The sequence below is a fragment of the Thermaerobacter sp. FW80 genome, assembly GCF_004634385.1.
In the GTDB taxonomy this organism is placed as follows: domain Bacteria; phylum Bacillota; class Sulfobacillia; order Thermaerobacterales; family Thermaerobacteraceae; genus Thermaerobacter; species Thermaerobacter composti.
In genome coordinates this window covers 1,177,201-1,191,895 of record NZ_CP037895.1, presented here as the reverse complement: position 1 = coordinate 1,191,895, position 14,695 = coordinate 1,177,201, and the positions used below count along the sequence as shown (strand labels likewise).

At 74.2% G+C, this 14,695-nt stretch carries 10 protein-coding genes; all 10 read right to left on the bottom strand.

Annotated features, from left to right (window positions below; translation table 11 throughout):
* Positions 1-24: 24 nt before the first annotated feature.
* Entirely contained in the window at positions 25-3,468 is a 3,444-nt protein-coding gene (locus E1B22_RS05105) for an efflux RND transporter permease subunit (RefSeq protein WP_135224818.1), read from the bottom strand.
* Between the two features lie 404 nt (positions 3,469-3,872).
* The gene (gatB, locus tag E1B22_RS05100) at positions 3,873-5,513 is read right to left on the bottom strand and encodes an Asp-tRNA(Asn)/Glu-tRNA(Gln) amidotransferase subunit GatB (protein ID WP_243123754.1); all 1,641 of its coding nucleotides are present in this window, start codon (positions 5,511-5,513) and stop codon (positions 3,873-3,875) included.
* Positions 5,510-6,976 carry an Asp-tRNA(Asn)/Glu-tRNA(Gln) amidotransferase subunit GatA gene (gene gatA, locus E1B22_RS05095; RefSeq protein WP_135224817.1) on the bottom strand — a complete coding sequence of 489 codons (1,467 nt, stop codon included), beginning with the start codon at positions 6,974-6,976 and terminating at the stop codon, positions 5,510-5,512. The genes gatB and gatA overlap by 4 nt, the downstream gene beginning before the upstream one ends.
* Positions 6,976-7,269: an Asp-tRNA(Asn)/Glu-tRNA(Gln) amidotransferase subunit GatC gene (gene gatC / locus E1B22_RS05090; RefSeq protein WP_135224816.1), complete on the bottom strand. Its 294-nt coding sequence runs from the start codon at positions 7,267-7,269 to the stop codon at positions 6,976-6,978. Before gatC ends, gatA begins: the two co-directional genes overlap by 1 nt.
* 276 nt (positions 7,270-7,545) lie before the next feature.
* Positions 7,546-8,724: a Xaa-Pro peptidase family protein gene (locus E1B22_RS05085; protein ID WP_135224815.1), complete on the bottom strand. Its 1,179-nt coding sequence runs from the start codon at positions 8,722-8,724 to the stop codon at positions 7,546-7,548.
* A 134-nt stretch (positions 8,725-8,858) separates the two neighbouring features.
* Complete coding sequence (locus E1B22_RS05080) at positions 8,859-9,857, bottom strand: bile acid:sodium symporter family protein (protein WP_135224814.1); 999 nt, start codon at positions 9,855-9,857, stop codon at positions 8,859-8,861.
* A 150-nt stretch (positions 9,858-10,007) separates the two neighbouring features.
* The gene (locus tag E1B22_RS05075) at positions 10,008-11,363 is read right to left on the bottom strand and encodes a M20/M25/M40 family metallo-hydrolase (protein WP_135224813.1); all 1,356 of its coding nucleotides are present in this window, start codon (positions 11,361-11,363) and stop codon (positions 10,008-10,010) included.
* A 66-nt stretch (positions 11,364-11,429) separates the two neighbouring features.
* Entirely contained in the window at positions 11,430-12,290 is an 861-nt protein-coding gene (locus E1B22_RS05070; RefSeq protein WP_243123753.1) for an ABC transporter ATP-binding protein, read from the bottom strand.
* 238 nt (positions 12,291-12,528) lie between these two features.
* On the bottom strand, positions 12,529-13,797 hold the full coding sequence (gene tnpB, locus E1B22_RS05065; protein WP_135224812.1) for an IS607 family element RNA-guided endonuclease TnpB: 1,269 nt from the start codon (positions 13,795-13,797) through the stop codon (positions 12,529-12,531).
* On the bottom strand, positions 13,794-14,366 hold the full coding sequence (locus tag E1B22_RS05060) for an IS607 family transposase (protein ID WP_135224811.1): 573 nt from the start codon (positions 14,364-14,366) through the stop codon (positions 13,794-13,796). The genes tnpB and E1B22_RS05060 overlap by 4 nt, the downstream gene beginning before the upstream one ends.
* Between the last annotated feature and the right edge of the window lie 329 nt (positions 14,367-14,695).

Here is a 14,695-nt window from a genome sequence, read left to right as displayed (position 1 = left end):
CGACGGAGGGAGACGTCGTTCCCGTCACCATGGCCGCGCCGGCCCCGGGCTCCGTCGTCCCGGCGCCGGCCAGCGCCCCTCCGCCAAGAGCCAGGCGCACGGCAGCACCACCAGGGTCAAGGCCGTCGAGGTGAAGAGCCCCCCGACCAGGACCGCCGCCAGCGGCACCTCCAGCTCGCCGCCCCGCCCGGGGGCCACCACCAAGGGCAGCGACCCCAGCAGGGTGGTGAGCGCCGTCATCAGCACGGGCCGCAGGCGGCGGCACCACGCGAGGCGGATCGCCGCCGCCGCGTCCATCCCCGCCGCCCGGTGGCGCCGGGCGGCGTCCACCAGGACGATCCCGTTGTTGACCGCGATCCCGGCGAGGACGATGCCGCCCATCACCGCGGTCAGGCCGATGGCGTGGCCCACCGCGGCCAGCCCGGCCACCGCGCCCACCAGCGCGAGGGGCAAGGTGACCATCATCAGCAGCGGGTGCACCAGGGATTCGAACTGGGCCGCCATGGCCATGTAGATCAGCAGCAGCGCGCCCGCGGCGGCGGGCCCCAGCGTGGCGAAGCCCTCCTGCATGAGCACGGCGGTGCCGGCCGGTTCGACCGCCGCGCCGGGCGGCAGCACGGCCGCCACCTGGCGCCGCGCCCGCTCCACCGCGGAGCCCAGGTCCGTGCCCGCCGGCCGCGCGGTGAGGGTCGCGGCCAGCCAGCCGTCCCGGCGGACCAGCGCGGCCGGCGTCGCGTCGGGCCGCAGGGCCGCCAGCTGGTCCAGGCGCGTCCAGCCGCTGCCGCCGGCCAGGGGCATCCGGGCCAGCACGCCGCCCGCCGCCGGCCGGGCGCGATCCCCGATCCCGGACGGCGCAGGCTGCGGGCCGCCGCTGGGCGGAGCCGCCCCGGCCGCGGGCGCCGGGGGGATGCCGGCTGCCGCTCCGCGGGATGCGTCCCCGCCCGCACCGCGACCCGCGAGGCCCGCACCGGTCGCCACCTCCCCGGCTGCGGTCCTCCCCTCGCCGGTCCCGGCCGCCGCCTCGGCGGTCCCTGCCTGCGCCCCGGCGGTCCCGGCCGGTGCCCCGGCGGTTCCGGCCGCCGCCCCGGCGGCCTCCGTGCCAGGGTCGGTGTGCAGGACCACGGGCAACCACCGCCCGTCCACCCGGGCGCGGGCCACGACCTCGCCCGCCAGGGCCAGCCGCAGCTGCTGGCCGACCTGGGCCGGCGCCAGGCCGAAGCGGGCGGCGGCCGCCGGGTCCACCCGGACCGCCAGCCGCGGCGCGGTGCGGTCGAGGTCCACTGCCACGTCGACCAGCCCGGGCGTCGCGGCCAGCGCCTCGCGGGCCCGCGCCGCCGCCTCGGCCAGGGTGACCGGGTCCTGCGCCCGCACCACCAGCTCGACCACCGGCGCACCGGCGCCGACGTCGGCCCAGAGGTTGCGCGGCTCCACGTGGACCTGCGCCCCGAGGCGGTCCAGGGCGGCCCGGGCCTCCGTCGCCAGGGCGCGCCGGATCCGCTCCGCGGCCCGGGTGGACGAACCGGCGTCGCCCGCCAGCTGCACCCGCACCAACCCCTGGTGGGCCGCGCCCTCCTCGCCGGGCCACGGGCCGCCGCCGGCGCGGGCGATCACCGTCTCCACGCCGGGAAGCCCCCGCACCGCGCGCTCCACCGCTTGCAAGGCCTCGGCGGTGACCGGCAGGGCGCTGCCCTCCGGCAGGGTCACCGCCACGTCCACGGCCCCCTCGTCCACCGCGGGCAGGAACTCGGTCCCCAGGCGCGCCGCGGCGGGCAGCGAGGCCAGCACCATCACCAGCGCCGCCGCCAGCGTGGCCGCCGGCCGCCGCAAGCAGGCCTCCACCGGGCGGGGCAGCGGCAGCGGGCCGGGATCGGACGGGCCGCACGGACCGGTGCCGGCCGCCGCCACGGGCGACGGCGTCCGGCGCCGCCCCGCGGGGGCCGGTTCGTCCAGGCACCAGGCGGCCAGGGCGGGGACGACGGTCACGGCCACCAGCAGCGATGCCGCCTGGGCCAGGCCGTTGGCCAGGGCGAGGTCGCGGAAGAGCTGGCCGGCCAGTCCGCCAAGGAACAGCACCGGCAGGAAGACGATCAGGTTCGTCACCGTCGAGGCGGCCACGGCGGCGGCCACGTCGGCGGTCCCGCGGTCGGCGGCCTGCCGGGCGGGCAGCCCCTCCTGGTGGCGGCGGGCGATGCTCTCCAGCACCACGATGGCCTGGTCGATCAGCACGCCGGCGCTCAGGGCCAGCCCGCCGAGGCTCATGACGTTGAGGGTCATGCCCAGGAGGTGCATCGCCGCCAGGGTCGCACAGGCGCTGATGGGGATGGCCAGGGCGATGACCGCCACGGCGCGGCCGCGGCGGAGGAAGAGCCAGAGGACGGCGACCGCCAGCAGGCTGCCCACCAGCAGCGACTGGCCGACGCCGCGCACCGCCTGTTCCACCATCCGGCCGGCGTCGTAGGTGATCGTGGCCTCCCAGCCGGGCATCGACGCCAGGCCGGCGTCCAGGGCCGCCCGCACCGCCCGGCTGACGGAGACTGTGTTAGCCCCCGGCTCCTGGTAGACCACGAGTCCCAGGCCGTCGCGGCCGTTGAGCCGCTCCACCTCCGCCGGCGGGTCCCGGCGCACGTGCACCGTGGCCACGTCGGCGAGGCGGACCGGGACGGCGCCGGCGAGGACGGGCCGGGGGACGCCCGCCATCGGGGCCGGCGCCAGCACCGTCGCCGGCGAGGAGAGCCCGACCACGACGCGCTGCAGGTCGTCCAGCCGGTGGAACCCGCCCTCCACCTCCACCGGCCACCGGCGGGTGCCGTCGCCCCCGGCGACGGCACCCGCCGGCACGGAGGCCGCCGCCGCGGCCACGGCCGCCTGGACCTGGCCCGGCGCCAAACCGTGCCGGCGCAGGGCCGCCGCGTCCAGCACCACCTCGACCCGCTCCGCGGGCGCGCCCCGCAGGCTGACGGCGGCCACGCCGGGCACCGCCTCCAGCCGCGGCACCAGCACCTCCCGCACCTGGCGGGCGCGCTGGGCCGCGTCGCCGGGGCCCGCCAGCCCGATCTCCATCATCGGCAGCTGCGTGGGGTCGAAGCGCAGGATCTGCGGCCGGCCGGCGCCGGCGGGCAGGGGGACCGCGTCCAGGCGCTGGACCACCTGCTCCCGCGCCGTCTCGAGATCGGTGCCCCAGCGGAAGCGGAGGACCACCGTGGCCATCTCGTCGCCGGAGCGGGCGATGACCTCCTGCACCCCGCTGACGGTGCGCAGGGTCTGGCTCAAGGGCTCGCCCAGCAGCTGGTCGATGGCCTCGGGCGAGGCGCCGGGGAGGGAGGTGACCACCGTCAGCACCGGCGGGTCCAGGGCGGGAAGCAGGCCGACGGGCAGGGTGCGCAGGGCGAAGAGGCCGGCCCACACCAGGACGCCCATGGCCATCACCGTCGCCACGGGCCGGGCGATGGCCCAACGCCAGACGGCCACCGGGGACCCTCCCGAAAAGGACCGGCGGCGCCGCCGCGCCGCCGGTCTCCAGGATGGCCCACCGCTGGCCGTCCTATCCGCGGGCGCCCGCTCCGCGTCCGCCCCCCGGGCCCTGACCGCACCGCGAGCGCCCGATCCGCGTTCGCCTGCCCGGGCCCTGACCGCGCCGCGGGCGCTCGATCCGCGTACGCACCGACCGGGTCCTGACCGCGCCCCCCCGCTCCGCATGCCGAGGCGGCCATCGCGGCCCCGCTCGAGGTACCGCCCGGGCCGTCAGCCGCCGGGGGCACGCAGGAGGGACAGGGCCCTTCGCCCGCGGCCCCGGGGGGCGCCTACCCGTCCAGCCGCTCGCGCAGCAGCTGGTTCACCCTCCTACAGCGCGGCCGCCGCTGTGGTCCTGATGGCTACCCGTCCAGCCGCTGGCGCAGGAGTTGGTTCACCCGCTGCGGGTTGGCCTTGCCCTGGCTGTACCGCATCACCTGGCCGACCAAAAAGCCCAGGGCGTTGGTCTTGCCGCCCTTGTAGTTCGCCACCGCCTCGGGGTTCTCCGCGATGGCCCGCTCGACCCACTGCACCAGTTGGGCCTCGTCGGTGATCTGCACGAGCCCCCGCTCGCGGACGATGGCCTCGGGGTCGCCGCCCGTCTCCAGCATCTCGGCGAAGACCTGCTTGGCGATCTTGCCGCTGATGGTGCCCTTGTCCACGAGCTTGAGCAGCGACGCCAGCTGCTCGGGACCGAAGGGCAGGTCCTGGACCGAGCGGCCGGTGGCGTTGAGGTGGGCCAGGAGCTCGCTCATGATCCAGTTGCTGGCCGCCTTGGGCGCCACCCCGGCCGCCACCACGTCCTCGAAGAACCGGGCCAGGGCCGGGTCCGCCGTGAGGACGCCCGCGTCGTAGGCCGGCAGGCCGAGTTCGTCCACGTAGCGGGCCCGCCGCTGGCGGGGCAGCTCCGGCAGCCGCGCCCGCAAGCCCTCGACCCAGGCCTCGTCCAGCACCAGGCGGGGCAGGTCGGGCTCGGGGAAGTAGCGGTAGTCGTGGGCCTCCTCCTTGCCCCGGGAGGGCCGGGTGACGCCCCGTCCCTCGTCCCAGTGGCGGGTCTCCCGCTGGAGCCGCTCGCCCCGGCGCACCGCCTCCAGGTGGCGCGCCACCTCGTACTCCAGGGCCCGGACCACCGAGCGGAAGGAGTTGAGGTTCTTGATCTCGGTGATGGGCGTCCGCAGCTCGCCCCCGTCGGGGCCGGCGCCCGCCACCACCACGTTGACGTTGGCGTCGCAGCGCAGAGAGCCCTCTTCCATGCGCACGTCGGAGACGCCCGTGTACAGGATCGCGGTCCGCAGCTCCTGGAGGAACAGGCGCGCCTCCTCGGGCGAGGCCAGGTCGGGCTCGGTGACGATCTCGATCAGCGGCACCCCCGCGCGGTTGAAGTCCAGCAGGGTGCCCGCGGCGTCCTGGTCGTGGAGGGACTTGCCGGCGTCCTCCTCCAGGTGCAGGCGCCGGATGCGGATGCGCTTGGGGCCCGCCGGCGTGTCGATCTCCACCCAGCCGCCGCCGGCCAGGGGCTGGTCGTACTGGGAGATCTGGTAGCCCTTGGGCAGATCGGGATAGGTGTAGTTCTTCCGGTCGAACTTGGTCTCCCGGGCGATGCGGCAGTTCAGGGCCAGGGCCGCCAGGGCCGCGTACTCCAGGGCCTGCTGGTTGAGCACCGGCAGGGTGCCGGGCAGGCCCATGCACACCGGGCAGACGTGGGTGTTGGGCTCGGCGCCGAACTGGTTCGGGCAGTTGCAGAAGATCTTGGTGCGCGTCCGCAGCTCCACGTGGACCTCCAAGCCCACGATCACCCGGTAGCGCAGGCCGTCCCGCTCCTGCCACGGTTCCGCGGACGAACCGGCCGCAGGCCGCGGGCCGCCGGAGGCGGGGGTCGCGACGGCCTGCCCCGCGGCAGTGTCGCGAACCGCGTCCGCGGTCGCCGGGGCCTTTGCCGTGGCGGCCCGGGACGGCATCGCCGCGGCGTCGCGGGGGCGATGGGCTCCCGCCGTCCCCGTCATGCGGCAACCCTCCCCACAGGCGGCCGCAGGTCCAGCCGCAGCCGCTGCTCGATGGCGTAGGCCACCCGCAGCACGGTGTCCTCCGCGAAGGGCCGCCCGATCACCTGCAGGCCCACGGGCAGCCCGTCGACGAAGCCGCAGGGGACCGACACCGCCGGCAGGCCCGCCAGGTTGACGGGCAGTGTGCAGATGTCGGCGGCGTACATGGCCAGGGGGTCCTCGGTCCGGGCGCCCAGCGGGAAGGCGACCCCGGGCGACGTGGGGGTGATCAGCACGTCGAAGGTTGCGAACAGGCGGTCGAAGTCGTCCTTGATCAGGCGGCGCACCTGGAGCGCCTTGCGGTAGTAGGCGTCGGCGTAGCCCTCCCGCAGGGCGAAGGTGCCCAGCAGGATGCGCCGCTTGACCTCCGCGCCGAACTGCTTGCGGGTCTCGAGGTACATCCCCTCCACGGTGTCGGCGTCGGCGCGGTAGCCGTAGCGCACCCCGTCGTACCGCGCCAGGTTGGACGACGCCTCCGCGGTCGCGATGAGATAGTAGGCCGGCAGGGCGTGCTCGGCCGAGGGCAGGGAGGTTTCCTCGGCCGTGGCGCCGTCGGCGACCAGCCGCTCCACCGCCGCGCGCACGGCCCCCGCCACCGCCGCCTCCACGGCGTCGCCGAAGAACTCCCGGGGCAGCCCGATGCGCAGCCCCTTCACCTCGCCCGTCAGCGACTCCCGCCACGAGGGCACCGGCACCGGCGCGGAGGTGGCGTCGGCGGGGTCCGGGCCCGCGATGGCCTCCAGCACCAGGGCCGCGTCGGTGACGTCCCGGGTCAGCGGGCCGATCTGGTCCAGGGACGAGGCGAAGGCGATCAGCCCGTAGCGCGAGACCCGGCCGTAGGTGGGCTTCAGACCCACCACGCCGCAGAAGGCCGCCGGCTGGCGGATGGAGCCGCCGGTGTCCGAGCCCAGCGCGGCGGCCGCCTCCCCTGCCGCCACGGCGGCGGCCGACCCGCCGCTGGATCCGCCCGGGACCCGCTCCAGGTCCCACGGGTTGCGGGTCGTGCGGAAGGCGGAGTTCTCGGTGGACGAGCCCATGGCGAACTCGTCCATGTTGGTCTTGCCGAGGATCACCGCGCCAGCGCGGCGCAGCCGCTGGACGGCGGTGGCGGTGTAGGGCGGGCGGTAGCCGGCCAGCAGCCGCGAGGCGGCGGTGGTCGGCACGCCCTGGATGCAGAGGTTGTCCTTGACGGCGACCGGGATGCCCGACAGCGGTCCCACGGGCTCGCCCCGACGGCGCCTCTCGTCTTCCTCGCGGGCCTGGCGGAGCGCCAGCTCCGCGGTCACCGTCAGATAGGCGCCCACGGTGCCGTCCAGCGCCTGGATGCGGTCGAGGAAGGCCTGCGTCAGCTCGCGGGCGCTGACCTCGCCGGCCGCCAGGCGCTGGGCCAGGCGGTGGACCGGTTCGTAGCAGAGTTCGTCCATCACTCGATCACCCGGGGAACGCGCAGGAACGGCCCGCTGCGGTCGGGGGCGGCGGCCAGCAGGGCCTCGCGGTCCGTGCCCGGCCGCGGCTCATCGGGTCGGGTCACGTTGGCGAGGCTCGCCAGGACGTGGGTTAGCGGCGCCGCGTCGCCGACGTCGACCCGGCGCAGGCGGGCCATGGCCTCGACGATCCGCTCCATCTGGGCGGCCAGGCGCTCCTCCTCGGCGGGATCGAGGCCCAGCCGGGCCAGGGCGGCGATCCGCCGCACCTCCTCCCGCGTGATCTCGGCCATGCTCGTCCTCCTCTCGTGCGGCCATTATACACCAAAGGCTCCCCCACCCCGGACGAACCGGCATCCCCCTCAATGAACGGGCGGGCAGCCGACCGCCCAGGACCGGCGCGGCCCGCGCCGGGGCGAGTCGGCTCCCGCCGGGGCGACGGTCGCGACGTGGTCGCGGCCTCCCGCCCCGACGAAGCCGGCCCACCGCGGACAGGGGCGCCGGTGGCGAGGGGCGACGGGGTTCGGGGTGGGCGGGGGCGAGCGGGCGGCCGAGCGGCCGACCGAGGCCTAGCCGCAGATCAGGCTCTCCAGGTCCCGCGGGTAGTCGGTCAGGATCTCGATGCCCTTGTCCGTGACCAGCACCGTGTCCGAGTGGCGGAAGCCGCCCATGCCCGGCACGTAGAGGCCGGGCTCCACCGTGAACAGCATGCCGGGCTCGATCACGGTCTCGTCGCCCACGTCCAGGAAGGGCGGCTCGTGGCCCAGCAGCCCGATGTTGTGGCCCACGTGGTGGCGCCAGTAGGGCCAGAGGCCGTGTTCGTCGTAGTACCGGCGCACCTCCCGGTCCACGGCGGCGCAGGGGACGCCCGGCTTGATGGCGGCGAAGGCGACCTCCTGCAGCGCCACCATGTGCCGGAAGAACCGGGCCTGCTCGGGGCTCGGCTCGCCGACGAACATGGTGCGCTCCAGCTCGCTGCAGTACCCGCCCACGTGGGCGGTGGCCCCCGTCACCAGCACGTCGCCCGGCCGGAGCACGGCGTTGATGGTGACGGCGTGGGGCAGGGCGCTGTTCGGCCCCACCTGCCCGCGGAAGCCGGCGTGGGCCGAGGGCGGGACCACCGGCCTGGCCTCCCCGCACGCCTGGAGCATCGCCATGGTGGCCTCGTGGGAGGCGCGGTGGCTGATCGCCACCTCGCTGGCGCCAGCGGCCGCGTATTCCTGGAGCAGCCGGTGGGCGCGCCCCGCCCAGCGGCAGCTCTCCCGGATCAGGGCGATCTCCTCGGCCGACTTCACCATCCGGTGCCGCTCGATCAGACGGGTGTCCACGGTGATCCGAGCGTCCGGCAAGAGCTCGGCCAGGGGCGGGCCCTGGTATCCCCACGCCGAGGCGTAGCCCGCGGCCTCGGCCAGGAGGTGGGCCCGGGCCAGGCCGCGGTCCCGCAGCCACCGCGCCAGGTGCTCCATGGGGTGGACGTCCCCCGGGTACTCCGGGTAGTCGCGGACCTCGTCGACGCGCGCCGCCATCTGGGCGTGCTCGCGTTCCAGGCGCGGGACCAACAGCCCGCAGCGGCCGCTCTCCTCGAGCACCAGGGCGATGGGGCGCTCCGTGGGGATGAAGTGGAAGTTGGTCAGGTAGAAGATCGACGTCGGGCTGTACGCGACGAAGGCGGCGGCGCCCCGCCGGCTCGCCTCCTCCAGCACGCGCCGACGGCGGCGCTGGAGCTCCGGGTCGCTGATCCGCCACATCGTCCCGCCTCCCCCGATCCGGGACGCCGGCGCGGCGGCCGGGTTGAGGCCGTCGGCCGCCCGCCGGTCGCCGCCGCTGGGTCGGTCCGGGGCCCACACCCGCAGTCCCCGATTCGTCCGATGGGGCGCGCCCCTCAGCCGCGCGGGGGCACCGACGGCGCATCGGCGCGGGCCGCGGCCGGCCCGGCGGCTGGCGCGTCGGCCGGGGCTTCCTCCATGCGGCGGAAGACGTACGCCAGGAGAGCCCCCGACAGGTTGTGCCAGACGCTGAAGATGGCGCTGGGCACGGCCACCAGGGGCGTGAAGTGGGCGGCCGCCAGGGCGGCCCCGAGGCCGGAGTTCTGCATGCCCACCTCGATGGCCAGCGCCTTGCGCTTGGACAGGGTCAAGCCCACCGACCGCGCCGCCAGGTAGCCGAGCGCCAGGCCGAAGAGGTTGTGCAGGATCACGACCAGGATGATGGACAGCCCGCTGGTCGCCAGCGGGTCGCGGTTGGCGGCCACCACCGCCGCCACGATGGTGACGATGGCGGCCACCGAGACCAGCGGGAGGGCCTTGACCGCCGCCTCGGCCGGCCGGCGGAAGAGCCCCTTTACGATCAGGCCGGCCACCACCGGCAAGATGACCACGTTGACGATGGACCAGAACAGCGACGCGGCGTTGACGGGGATCCAGCGGCTGGCCAGGAGGAGCACCCACAGCGGCGTGAGGAAGGGCGCCAGCAGCGTGCTGGCCGTGGTCATGGCCACGGACAGGGCCACGTCGCCCCGCGCCAGGTAGGTCATGACGTTGGAGGCCGTGCCCCCCGGACAGGAGCCCACCAGGATGACGCCGACGGCGATCTCCGGCGGCAGGTTCAGCAGCCGCGCCAGGGCGTAGCCGACCAGCGGCATGATCAGGTACTGGGCCAGCACGCCGATGGCGACCTCCCGCGGACGGCGGAGCACCGCCCGGAAGTCCGCCGCCGACAGGGTCAGGCCCATGCCGAACATAACCACGCCCAGCAGCGGCACGATGTACGCCGAGAGCTCCCGGAAGGCGCCCGGAAAGGCATAGCCGAGGAAGGCGAAGAGCAGCACCCACACGGCGAAGGTGTCGCCGACGAAGCGGCTCCATCGGGCCACGGATTCCATTGGCGGTCCGGCACCTCCTGCCCATCGCGCCTCGCGAGCCGCTCCGGAGACCACGACAAGGGGTGCGCCCCGAGGGGGCCCTGCGACCGCACCCCATCCCGCGCTGTGGCCCGCAGCGCTCGCCGCACCACGGCACGCCGTGCCGCGGGCCTACGTCCGGGCGAATCGGTCGAGGATGCGGATCACGTGCTCGATGCCCCGGTAGTAGTCGTCCACGTAGACGTTCTCGTTGGGCGCATGGACCAGCGAGCCGTGGTGGCCGATGCCCACCCCGTCCACGGTGGCGGTGAGCCCGATGCGGTGGAACAGGAACATCGGTCCCGTCCCCGCCGTGCGGGGGCGCACCACGGGTTCGACGCCGTACACCTCCTGGGCCGTGTCGCGGATGACCCCCACCAGGGGATGCTCCGGATCGGTCTGGGCCGGGTCCTCCGGCCCCAGGACGACGATCTCCAGGTCGTCGAAGCCGTGCCGCGCCAGGTGGGCCCGCAGCTTGGCGAGGATGTCGTCGGCCCGCTGATCCGGCACCAGCCGGAAGTCGATCTTGGCCCGCGCCTCCCGGGGCAGCACCGTCTTCGTGCCGGGGCCGGTGTAGCCGGACACCAGGCCGCAGATGGTGCAGGTGGGGGCGTAGAGCAGCTTCTCCTGCAGCGCCGGCCCCCGCAGCCCGCCGATGAACTGCCGCAGCCCCCAGCTGCGCAGCATCTCCTCCTCTTCCAGCGGGTACCGCTCCAGGAGCCGCCGCTCGGCCGGGGTGGGGCCGCGCACGTCGTCGTAGAAGCCGTCGATGCGCACCCGGTCGGTGTCCACGTCCTTGAGGGTGGCCAGGGCCTGGACCAGCCGCCAGGCCGGGTTGGGCACGATGGCCGCCAGGCTGGAGTGGAGGTCCTGGTTGGCCGCCCGGGCCACCAGCTCGACGTACAGGATCCCCTTGCACCCCGCGGAGATCACCGGCCGGCCGCGGGCGTCCTTGCCACCTGACTCCCACACGACCCCGTCGGCGGCCAGGCGATCGCGGTAGCGCTGCATGAACTGGTCCAGGTGGACGCTGCCGATCTCCTCCTCCCCCTCGACGACGAACTTGACGTTGACCGGCAGGCGCCCCTCGCCCTGGAGCCACGCCTCCACCGCCTTGATGCGCGTCATCAGGTTGCCCTTGTTGTCCGCCACGCCGCGGGCGATCAGCCGCCCGTCGCGGATGGCGGCCGCGAAGGGGTCGACCTCCCATTCCTCCAGCGGCTCCGGCGGCTGCACGTCGTAGTGGTTGTAGAACAGCAGGGTGCGGGGCGCCCCCGCGTCGATCTCGCCATAGACCACGGGGAAGCCGCCCTCCAGGGGCACCACCTCCACCTTCGCCCCCAGGGCCTCGAGCATCGCCGCCACCTGCTCCGCGCAGGCCTCCATGCCCAGGTTCTGGGCCGCCACCGACGGCTGGCGCAACAGGGTCCGCAGATCCTCCAGGGCCGCCTCCCGGTGGGTGCGGGCGTATTCCAGGGCACGTTGCACGGCGGTCCCTCCTCTCGGCGATCGATCGGTGTGGGGGGAAGCGGCACCGCCACGCGACCGGCCGGCCTATTCCAACGGGAAGTGGCAGGCCACCGCGTGCCCCGGCGCCACCGGCCGCAGCACCGGCGGCTCCTCCCGGCACCGCGGCTGGGCGAAGGGACAGCGGGGGTGGAACCGGCACCCCGCCGGCGGATTCGCGGGCGAGGGCACGTCACCCTGCAGGACGATGCGCTCCCGGCGCCGGCGCGGATGCGGGACGGGCACCGCCGAGAGCAGGGCCGCCGTGTAGGGATGGGCCGGGTGGCCGAAGAGCTCGTCCACCGGCGCCACCTCCACCAGCTGGCCGAGGTACATCACGCCGACGCGGGTCGAGACGTGGCGCACCACGTTGAGGCCGTGGGCGATGAACAGATAGGTCAATCCCAGCCGCTCCTGCAGGTCGGCCAGCAGGTTCAGGATCTGGGCCTGGACCGAGACGTCCAGCGACGAGACGGCCTCGTCGGCCACGACGAACCGGGGGTTGAGGGCGATCGCCCGGGCGATGCCGATGCGCTGACGCTGGCCGCCGGAGAACTGGTGCGGGAAGCGGTGCCGCCAGGCGGGGTTGAGGCCGACCAGCTCCATCAGCTCCGCCACCCGCCGCTCCCGCTCCTCCCGCCGGCGCATCCCGTGCACCCGCAGGGGCTCGCCGATGATGTCGGCCACGGTGAAGCGCGGGTTCAGGGAGCCGAAGGGGTCCTGGAAGATGATCTGCATCTGGCGGCGCATCCTGCGCATGGCCGCCGGCGGCAGCGCCAGCAGGTCCTGGCCGTCGAACCAGATCCGCCCGGCGGTGGGCGGGATCAGCCGCAGGATCAGCCGCGCCAGGGTCGACTTGCCGCAGCCCGATTCGCCCACCAGGCCGCTGCGTCGGCCCTTTCGAAGCACTCACTCCGACCCCCTTCGCGTCCGGGCCTCCCGTCCCGGTGCCCTACGCTCCGGGACCGACTTCCAGCGATGGACGAACCGGCTGCCCTCGCGGGGCGCGACGGCGACCGAAACGGGCGGCACCCCGCCCGGCGATCGCCTGCGGCCCCCAACGCGCCACCCCGGCATCCTCACCGTTACCTGAAACATCGTCATCTGTTTTCAGGCAGCCGATCCTTGCGGATCGGCGGTGCCGGTCTTACCCGACCATGCGCCGGTGCCGGCTTCCCGCTTCCTCCGGGATCGCCTGCCTTGCGGTAGGTCTTCCATCCCGTCCACGGGCGTTTCTCGTCTCCGGGCCACTCCCGGCGACGGCGGCCACAAGGGCCGCGAGATTCCGGGCCGCGTTTTCGTCCCGGTCAAGCACGAGCCCGCATTCCTCACAGCGGAAAACGCGCTGCGAAAGCGGCAGCGACGGCTTGACCGCGCCGCACCGTGAGCAGCGCTTACTGCTGGGATAGAAGGGCGGCGCTTCGACCAGGACCGCGCCGTGCCAGGGACACTTATAGCTGAGCTGGCGGCGGATCTCCGCCAGGGCCGCATCGGCCAGCACCCGGGCCAGCCGCCGGTTCTTCAGCATGCCCGCCACGTGCAGCTGTTCGACGACCACCACACCGTAGGTGCTCGCCAGGTGGTGGGTCAGCTTGTGAAGGGCATCCTGGCGGAGGTTTCGGGCTCGCGCATGGAGCCGGGCCAGCCGGCGGCGGGCCTTTTGCCACCCCCGGCTGCCCTTCTGCCGGCGGGCCAGGGCGCGGCTGGACCGGGCGATCTTCCGGAGCACTTTTTCAAGGGACCGGGGGTTCGGCCACTTCTCACCCGTCGAAAGGACCGCCAGGTGCTTCACCCCCGCGTCCACGCCCACCACCCGCCAGGGGAACCGGGGCTGGCCCGTCTGCCGCTCCACCTCGCAGGTGAAGCTGACGAACCACCGGCCCCCTTCCCGGGCGACCGTGGCGGACAGAATGCGGGCCGTTCCCGCTTCGATGCGTCGGAGCAGGGCCGTGGTCGGCTCGTGGGTCTTCACCCGCCCGATCCGGGGCAGGACGACGTGGCTCTTGTCGTCCACCCGGATCGCGCCGGTGGTGAACCGCACCGACTCCCGCCCGCGGCCCTTCTTCCGGAACCGGGGGAACCCCACCCGGCGTCCCTTACGTTCACCTTTGCGGCTTTTGGACCAGTTCTGTAGGGCCCGGGCCAGCCCGTCCAGCCCGGAGGAGTAGGCCTCCTTCGAGTTCTCCCGCCACCAGGGGGCGACGAGGTGCTTTTGCCGGTTCCACTCCCGCCGCAGGGCGGGAAGGGTCCATGGCACCTCCACGTCCTCGCCCCGGGCGCGGGCTTCCAGGCGCTCCTTCACCAGGGCCAAGCCCCAGTTGAAGGCGAAGCGGCGGGCGCCCACGTGGGAGGCCAGCGCCCGTTCCTGGCGGGGTGTGGGGTCCAGGGCGAAGCGGTACGCTTGAAGAACCTTCATTCGGCATCGCCCCGGCGGGCTGCAGCCAGGGCCCGCATGGCCCGATTCCGCGCTCCCCGTCGGCCATCCAGCCGAGCGCAGAAGGAGGTCAGCACTTCAATCATGTCGCGCACAAGGTCCTCTGTTGATTCGCTCGGATCCACGACGACGATGCGCCGCCCCTGGGCCGCGAGAGCGGCTTCCAGGTACTCCACCCCAAAGCGGGCCAACCGATCGCGGTGTTCCACCACAATGGTGGCAACCGATGCGTCGGCCAGAAGCCGGCGAAACTTCGCCCGTTTCCCATTCAGCCCGGACCCGATTTCCGTCACCACTTGGTCCACAGGAAACCCGTGTTCCGTTGCCCATGCCGTGACCCGGGCAACTTGGCGGTCGAGATCGTTCTTCTGGTCGTGCGAGGAAACGCAAGCGCAGACCACCGTCTCCCCTTTCGCCGGAGCCGGAAGGTCCACGAGAATGGTCCCGGATGGGGCCTGCCGGGCGGGAACGGGCAACCGCCCCGCCTTCCACCAACGCCAGGCGGTGATGGAACTGATTCCTTCACGCTTGGCCCACTCGGAGAGCTTCATCTTGGAAATGTAGCACAGATGTTTGCCTATGTCTGACTATATTTCGGCAAGCTGTTAACGGCCCCCTCCGATCTGTGACAGTCGGTTGTGGACAGCTATACCACGCCCGTGCCGGAGTTCCTTCCATCGAACTGGATGCTTTTCCAAGGATTTGGGCTGGATCGCGTCCCCTCGCGCGGCGGCCGTCGAGACCTGCGGGCCGGGGTGCCGCGGCTCGCCGGTGCGGGCCCCCCGCAGCGCACCATGGGATGGCGCCGCACCGGCTCGTCCATCGCCAGGCTATGCGCGACGCCTCACCGGCATGACCGATCGCGGCCGGGAACCGCCCG

Excerpts from the sequence above, each read along its gene's own strand:
- gatB (WP_243123754.1), bottom strand. The coding sequence starts at position 5,513 with ATGACGGGGACGGCGGGAGCCCATCGCCCCCGCGACGCCGCGGCGATG.
- gatA (WP_135224817.1), bottom strand. The coding sequence starts at position 6,976 with ATGGACGAACTCTGCTACGAACCGGTCCACCGCCTGGCCCAGCGCCTG.
- gatC (WP_135224816.1), bottom strand. The coding sequence starts at position 7,269 with ATGGCCGAGATCACGCGGGAGGAGGTGCGGCGGATCGCCGCCCTGGCC.
- E1B22_RS05085 (WP_135224815.1), bottom strand. The coding sequence starts at position 8,724 with ATGTGGCGGATCAGCGACCCGGAGCTCCAGCGCCGCCGTCGGCGCGTG.
- E1B22_RS05080 (WP_135224814.1), bottom strand. The coding sequence starts at position 9,857 with ATGGAATCCGTGGCCCGATGGAGCCGCTTCGTCGGCGACACCTTCGCC.
- tnpB (WP_135224812.1), bottom strand. The coding sequence starts at position 13,797 with ATGAAGGTTCTTCAAGCGTACCGCTTCGCCCTGGACCCCACACCCCGC.
- E1B22_RS05060 (WP_135224811.1), bottom strand. The coding sequence starts at position 14,366 with ATGAAGCTCTCCGAGTGGGCCAAGCGTGAAGGAATCAGTTCCATCACC.